The sequence below is a fragment of the Campylobacter sp. P0103 genome, assembly GCF_002139545.1.
Classification (GTDB): Bacteria; Campylobacterota; Campylobacteria; order Campylobacterales; family Campylobacteraceae; genus Campylobacter; species Campylobacter devanensis.
In genome coordinates this window covers 73792-80508 of record NZ_MJKG01000007.1, presented here as the reverse complement: position 1 = coordinate 80508, position 6717 = coordinate 73792, and the positions used below count along the sequence as shown (strand labels likewise).

At 35.8% G+C, this 6717-nt stretch carries 4 protein-coding genes; all 4 read right to left on the bottom strand.

Annotated features, from left to right (window positions below; genetic code table 11):
• Positions 1 to 175 precede the first annotated feature (175 nt).
• The 4 genes from nifJ to CIGNP103_RS07420 all read right to left on the bottom strand — a co-directional run bounded on the left by nifJ (position 176) and on the right by CIGNP103_RS07420 (position 6490).
• Positions 176 to 3727 (bottom strand): pyruvate:ferredoxin (flavodoxin) oxidoreductase, encoded by a 3552-nt coding sequence (nifJ, locus tag CIGNP103_RS07435; RefSeq protein WP_086268860.1) that lies wholly within the window; start codon positions 3725 to 3727, stop codon positions 176 to 178.
• A gap of 273 nt (positions 3728 to 4000) precedes the next feature.
• Positions 4001 to 4648 (bottom strand): HAD family hydrolase, encoded by a 648-nt coding sequence (locus CIGNP103_RS07430; RefSeq protein WP_180381809.1) that lies wholly within the window; start codon positions 4646 to 4648, stop codon positions 4001 to 4003.
• Complete coding sequence (locus CIGNP103_RS07425; protein ID WP_086268859.1) at positions 4638 to 5477, bottom strand: mechanosensitive ion channel family protein; 840 nt, start codon at positions 5475 to 5477, stop codon at positions 4638 to 4640. The genes CIGNP103_RS07430 and CIGNP103_RS07425 overlap by 11 nt, the downstream gene beginning before the upstream one ends.
• A 2-nt stretch (positions 5478 to 5479) precedes the next feature.
• Positions 5480 to 6490 carry an OmpA family protein gene (locus CIGNP103_RS07420; RefSeq protein ID WP_086225464.1) on the bottom strand — a complete coding sequence of 337 codons (1011 nt, stop codon included), beginning with the start codon at positions 6488 to 6490 and terminating at the stop codon, positions 5480 to 5482.
• Positions 6491 to 6717 lie beyond the last annotated feature (227 nt).

Here is a 6717-nt window from a genome sequence, read left to right as displayed (position 1 = left end):
TATTATGGGGTGTAATTAAATTTGTGGGTTTTAGAAATTTGGGGAGGTTAATGGGTTGACTATGGGATAAGAGTGAATTCGATAGTTTTTGGTTTATAATGTTAAAAAATAATTAAAAAATAAATTTGCCTACTCATAAAAATTATGAGTAGGCCTTAGTGATTAAATTATAAATTTAATTCAATTCATCGCTATAATCAGCTGCGGCTAAGCGTTTTAATTGTCTGTATCGTCGCTTAGCGTCGCTTAGGTTTTTAGCAAATAGCTCATCTGCGTGACTAGGATTGATCTTTTTAAGCGAGTTATAACGAACTTCGTTTAATAAAAACTCTTCATATCTATCCCAATTAGGCTCTTTGGATGTGATTTTAAGCGGATTTTTGCCTTGAGCTAATAGGCTTGGATCATAGATATATGTAGGCCAATATCCACAAGCTGTGGCTAACTCCGCTTGCTCTCCTGACATAGTAAGGCCACCTTTGATACCATGAGCGATACATGGAGAATAGGCTATTATCAGGCTTGGGCCATCATATTCTTCGGCTGCGGTGATAGCTTTTATCACATTTGCTTGACTAGCGTTTAGATTGATTTGGGCTACAAAGATATTACCATAAGTCATTGAAATTTGGCCTAGATCTTTCTTTTGGACTGCTTTGCCACTAGCGCTAAATTGTGCTACTGAGCCACTTCGGCTAGATTTTGAGCTTTGGCCGCCTGTGTTTGAATAAACCTCTGTATCAAGGACTAAGACATTGACATTTTCGCCACTTGCTAATACATGATCCAAACCACCATATCCGATATCATAAGCCCAGCCATCGCCACCAATGATCCATTGTGATTTTTTGGCTATGTATTGTTTAAGGCTTAAAAGCTCCTTTGCCCCTTCGAAATTTGAATTTGCTTCAAGTAGTGGGACTAAGGTATCTCTAATATTTTGGGTAGCTATTCTATCATTTTTATTAGCTAACCAGTCATTATATAGCGCTGCTATAGCATTTGGGGCTTTGTCTTTGGTATTTAGCATTATGCTCTCTACTCTATTGCGGATAGTTTGCATAGCTATCTCCATACCCATACCAAACTCGGCATTATCTTCAAATAGCGAATTCGCCCATGCTACGCCGTTGCCTGTTTTATTAGATTTTCTATATGGTGATGATGGTGCTGACCCACCATAAATAGAGCTACAACCAGTCGCATTAGCTACCATTAACTGCTCGCCAAATAGCCTTGTAACTAGCGTGATATATGGCGTTTCACCACATCCTGGACATGCGCCGTGAAATTCAAATAAAGGTTGAGCAAAGCCAGAGCCTTTGACGCTTTGTTTGTTCATTAAATCATCTTTATAGACAACTTTTTTAAATAGATAATCTGCGTTTTCTTGTTCGCCTTTTTCTATTTCGCCATTTAGCGGCACCATTACTAGGGATTTTTCTTTGCTTGGACACTCATGAGCGCATAATTCACAGCCGGTACAATCTAATGGGCTTACTTGAATTTTGTATTTTAATCCTGTTAGCTCTTTGCCTTTAGCGTTGATTGCTCTATCTTTTACACCTTGTGGGGCATTTGCCATCTCATTTTCGTCTATCAAAAACGGCCTAATAACAGCATGTGGGCATACAAAGGCGCATTGATTACACTGGATACAATTCTCCTCTATCCATTTTGGCACCATCACGCCTACGCCACGCTTTTCAAATTCAGTAGTCCCAGACTCAAAGGAGCCATCTTCATACCCTACAAAGGCTGAAACAGGCAAATAATCCCCACGAGCAGCATTCATAGGCTTAGCGATATTTTCTACAAAATCACTACCTTTATATTTATCCTCTTTTATATCATCGCTTAAATTTACCCAGCTTGGATCAATATCTATTTTGACTAACTCACTAGCACCTTCATCGATGGCTTTGTAGTTCATCTCTACAATTTTATCGCCTTTTTTGTGATAGGTTTTGTAGGCGTACTCTTTCATATATTTTCGCGCTTCTTCGTAGTCGATTATACCTGAAAGCTTGAAAAATGCCGATTGCATAATGGTATTTGTGCGATTTCCTAGGCCTATTTCATAGGCTAATTTTGTAGCATTTAGTATATAGAAATTCGCATTTTTTTGCGCTAAAATGCGTTTAACTCTATTTGGGATTTTCTCTATTGTTTTTTGAGCATCCCAAATGGAATTTAACAAAAATGTCCCCCCATCTCTTAAACCATCTACAACATCATAAATATCCAAATACGCCGCCACAGAACAGGCTATAAAATGCGGATTTGATACTAGATATGTAGAGCGGATAGGATTTTTGCCAAATCTTAGATGGCTTCTAGTATAGCCGCCTGATTTTTTGCTATCGTAAGCAAAATATGCTTGAGCATATAGATCTGTTTTATCGCCGATAATTTTGATTGAGTTTTTGTTTGCTCCAACCGTACCATCAGCTCCAAGTCCATAAAATAAACACTCTATACAATCTTCATCACTTAGTGAAATTTTATCTCCTACTGCTAGTGAAGTAAATGAGACATCATCTACTATACCAACTGTAAATCCATCTTTAGGTGTAGGTGAATTTAAATTTTCATATACTGCTAACATTTGAGCTGGATCGACATCTTTTGAGCTTAGGCCATATCTTCCACCTACTATAATCGGGGCATTCTCTTTGCCATAATATGCGGATTTGATATCTAAATATAGCGGCTCACCAAGGCTTCCTGGCTCTTTAGTGCGGTCTAAAACGGCTATTTTTTCTACCGATTTAGGCATCACATCAAACATATATTTAATACTAAATGGTCTATATAGATGGACTTTTAGCACGCCTACTTTTTCGCCTTTGGAATTTAGATAATCCACAACTTCTTCAAGCGTTTGAGTAACTGATCCCATCGCTACAATCACTCTAGTGGCATCTTTGGCGCCATAATATACAAATGGTGCGTAATTTCTGCCTGTAACCTTAGATATCTCACTCATATAATAAGCCACAATATCAGGGATAGCATCATAAAATTTGTTGGTTAGCTCCCTAGTTTGAAAGTATATATCATCATTTTGAGCCGTTCCTCTGATTTTTGGATTTTCAGGATTCATAGATGTTCGTCTAAACTCTTCAACCGCCTCTTTATCAAGCAATCTATCAAATACGCTATAATCCATCACTTCGATTTTTTGAATTTCATGACTAGTTCTAAATCCATCAAAAAAGTGTAAAAACGGCACCCTGCCTTTAATCGCACTAAGGTGAGCTACCCCAGCTAAATCCATAACTTCTTGGACTGATCCAGTAGCGAGCATAGCAAATCCAGTCTGCCTACAAGCGTATATATCTTGATGATCACCAAAAATTGATAGGGCTTGAGCTGCCAAAGATCTAGCTGCGACATGGATCACGCCTGGTAGCATTTGGCCTGCGATTTTATACATATTTGGAATTTTAAGCAATAGCCCTTGAGCTGCTGTAAATGTAGTAGTCAATGCTCCAGCTTGAAGGCTACCATGTACTGTACCGGCCGCACCGGCTTCGCTTTGCATCTCGACTACTTTAACAGGCATTCCAAAGAGATTTTTCTTGCCTTCACTTGCCCATATATCCACATAGTCTGCCATAGGCGAACTAGGCGTAATAGGATATATCCCAGCAACTTCTGTAAAAGCATAAGAGGCGTAAGCTGCTGCTTCATTGCCATCCATGGTTTTCATAATTTTACTCATTTGATTCCTTTCTAAGCTAAATTTTTATATTTAAGGAATAAAAATTTAAGACTTATATTAGTTTAATTATTTTTAACTTAAAGTTAGTAATTATATTATAAAAACTTAAAAAATAAGTTAACTATAAATTTATTTTTATATAAATTATCAGTTATATAAATAATACATAGCTCAAAATATGATTTTTCCATAAAATTAATATATAATTAATTAGAAAAAATTAGCCAAATTTTTTTAGCTAATTTATAAGTTTAAACAAAAAATCAATAAATTTTATGAATTAGATATCTTGATATACTCTACAGCGTTTAAAGTATCTAAGCAGACATAATCACAGATTGATTCTAAATTCTCTCTACTCTCATATCCACAAGTTACGCCAATACTGAAAATACCAGCACTCTTAGCCGCTTTAGCATCCATTGGAGTATCGCCTATCATATAGCTTTTTGGGCTCTTGCCAATCGCTTCTAAAGCCTTTAAAATCGGCTCGGGATTTGGCTTTGGATGGGTTACATCATCTCGCCCTATAACAACGCTAAAATATTTTAAAATTCCTAAGTTTTCAAGCAAATTTTTAGAATATAAAGAGGTTTTTGTGGTTACTACTCCTAAATTCGCAAATTCACTAGCCTTGCTAACTGCTTCAAATCCACCGGGTAAAAGAGTGGTTTGTGCTAGGTAGTTTTGTCTATAATCTTCTTTGTAAATAGCGATAAAATCAGCTATCAAATGCTCTTTAACCCCAAGTGAGCCAAACATATACTCCAAAGGATGTCCCACTAATGAGCAAATTTGAGCCTTTGTAGGATCGGTGAGATTATGACTTCTAAAAGCCTTATAAAATCCATTTACGATAGCTTCAGTAGAGTCAATAAGTGTCCCATCAAGATCAAATAAAATAGTAGGCTTATTTATCATCTTCGCTCTCTTTCTCATATATATGATGCGTTACAAGTTGCGGATATGGGATACTAATCCCAGCTTCATCAAATGCCATTTTAACGCCTTCTAGCATAGCTGACTGCGTAACGCTATAATTTTCATTAAGCACCCAAAATCTAGCTAATATATCAATGCTGTGAGCCCCAAGAGCACTTACTAATACGCTAGGTGCGGGCTCTTTTAGGATTAACTCATTTTGATTTGCGATATTTAAGATTATATCCTTAGCTAATCTTAAATCATCTTTATAATCCACGCTAAAAAGTAGCTCAACTCGCCTTGTTGGTGTTAGTGAGAAATTTATAATTTTGCTATTTATGACCTGTTTATTTGGGATAATCACGCTTTTGCCATCGCCAGTTATTAGACATATACTAAATAAATTTAACTCACTCGCTACGCCGTTATATCCGCCAATATCGATATTATCCCCTATCCTAAATGGCCTAAAAAATAGAATCAAAATCCCAGCTCCGATATTGCCAAATGAATCTTTAAAGGCCATACCGATACCAAGCCCGATAGCACCAAGCATCGCTACAAATGAGGTCGTATCGATACCAAGATTTGCCAATGCTGCTACAATGACAATTATCAAAAATATTGTTTTGGATGAATTTATAATAAAACTGGCTATTAATTTATCTATTTTGGCTTTTTGTATGACTCTTTCTATAACAAGGCAAATTCGCCAAACAATCCACTTGCCAATAAAAAATATAAGTAGTGAAAATATAACTCTAAGGCTATATTTAGCACAAAGTGCCAATATAGCCGTATAATCAAAATCGGTGATTATCTGCATAATTAATTACTAAATTTAGCATCAACACGGCGATTTTGTGCTCTACCCTCTTTGGTTTTGTTTGTAGCGATTGGAGATAACTCACCATAGCCTATTGTTTGGATTCTATCTTTGCTTACACCCATATTTATAAGCACATCTGCTACTGCTTTGGCTCTTTTTTCTGATAAAATTTGGTTATATTTTTCTGAACCTGTAGAATCTGTGTGACCTTCTAATACAACTTTATACTCGCTATTCATATTTAAAACTTTAGCAACTTCTTCTATTTTAGCTACAAATTTTGGGCTTAAAGTTGCGCTATCACTTGCGAAATTAGCATGTAAATTTAATCTAATTAATTTTTGACAGCCATTTTCATCCACCACGGCACCTGCTGGGGTATTAGGGCATCTATCCTTGCTATTTAACACTCCATCATTATCATCATCGCCATCTATTACTTGTGGAGCGATAGGGGCTTCTTGAGTTATGGTAGGCTCGGATTTTTTGGTAGCACCAAAGCTACTAGCAAAACCTAAAGTATATAAAAATGTGCTATCTCCTTCTTTGAAGTTAATAGCATCTCTTGCTTCTAATTTGATAGCAAAATTATCCACTACTTTAAATTTAACCCCCAAACCAGCTTGACCAAATCCATCATCATTAGCATCATTTGCCTCTTTACTTAGATCTTGATATCCAGCACCGGCCAAGGCATAAACAGAAAATCTATCAGTTAAAGCAAAATCTTTTACTAAATTTAAATAGTATCTAGCAATTCTTGTATCATAGCCAATTTCTTTGCCATTTTTGTCTTCAAATGTAGCCTTAGGAGTGTAATCAAAGCCAAGCTCAATTTGACTAAGCCAAGATAGATCTAAATTTCTACCCAATCTTAGACCAATTAGCTTTTGGTCATCAATACCTTGAGTGCCTTCTGGGTGAGCATATCCACCAACTATAGTTAATTCATATCTATCGCTTGCAAATATCGCTGACGCCGCACATAATGCTAAAATGATTTTTTTCATTTTAATTCCTTAAAAAGTGTGATTAAATGTAATGATTAATTTAGGAATAATACATTAAATCGCTTTAAAACAATATAAATTTTGTGATTTTGAATGTTTGAGATTTATAAAGATTTGATTACTCTTTTGGGTGAAAATAACCAAAATGAAATTATCAAATGAAAACTTAATTTATTTTATAATGCAACTTATGGCTTTTAGTGATTTATGAAAGTTTAAGAAAAGTA